This is a genomic window from Oleiphilus sp. HI0043, assembly GCF_001634935.1.
Genome location: NZ_LWEY01001688.1, coordinates 1 through 808, shown reverse-complemented (window position 1 = coordinate 808; position 808 = coordinate 1). Strand labels below are relative to the sequence as shown.

Annotated in this window: 1 protein-coding gene; it reads left to right on the top strand. The window is 47.3% G+C overall.

Translation table 11 applies throughout. From position 1 onward, the window contains the following. On the top strand, window positions 1-808 hold an 808-nt coding region (gene ppnN / locus A3729_RS25545; RefSeq protein WP_156498139.1), incomplete at both ends, for a nucleotide 5'-monophosphate nucleosidase PpnN.

The window sequence follows — 808 nt, the reverse complement described above, 5'->3', positions numbered from 1 at the left end:
TGATTGAAAATGCGCCTGGCTCAGCCTTTGTTGATGGCAAGATGATTCGCGGTATTCGGGAACAACTTTTTTCAGTATTAAGAGATGTGCTCTACGTTCAAAACCAACTGCTTGACCCTCAGCATTTTGACTTTGAACACTCCAAGGGCATCACTGATGCAGTCTTTCATATTCTTAGAAATGCCAACTTGCTGCGCAAAGGCGCCCAAGCACCGCTTATAGTCTGCTGGGGTGGCCACTCTATCAATCGATGCGAATATGAATTTACCAAAGAGGTGGGCTACCAACTAGGCCTTCGCGAAGCAAACATTATTACCGGCTGTGGCCCCGGCGCAATGAAGGGGCCCATGAAAGGTGCCACAATAGGCCACGCCAAACAGCATTTTGAAGAGCGGCGCTATATAGGCATTACAGAGCCAGGAATTATCGCAGCCGAGTCTCCAAACCCTATCGTCAATGAACTAGTTATACTCCCAGACATCGAAAAACGCCTGGAAGCCTTTGTGCGCTGTGGTCACGGGGTTATCGTATTTCCTGGCGGTGTTGGTACGGCAGAGGAAATTCTCTATATTTTGGGCATTCTACTTCACCCCAAAAACGCTAAGACCCCCTTCCCTTTAGTCTTTGCCGCCGGAAAAGAAAGCGAAGCCTATTTCAAGATGATTGACGATTTTATTGGCCAAACTCTTGGCGAAGAAGCACAAGAGAAATATCAAATTATTACTGACAATCCCGGTGCTGTCGCTCAGCATATGGTGCAAACCTGTCATAAGGTCTTTAAACATCGCCGCTCCCGAAAAGATGCTTA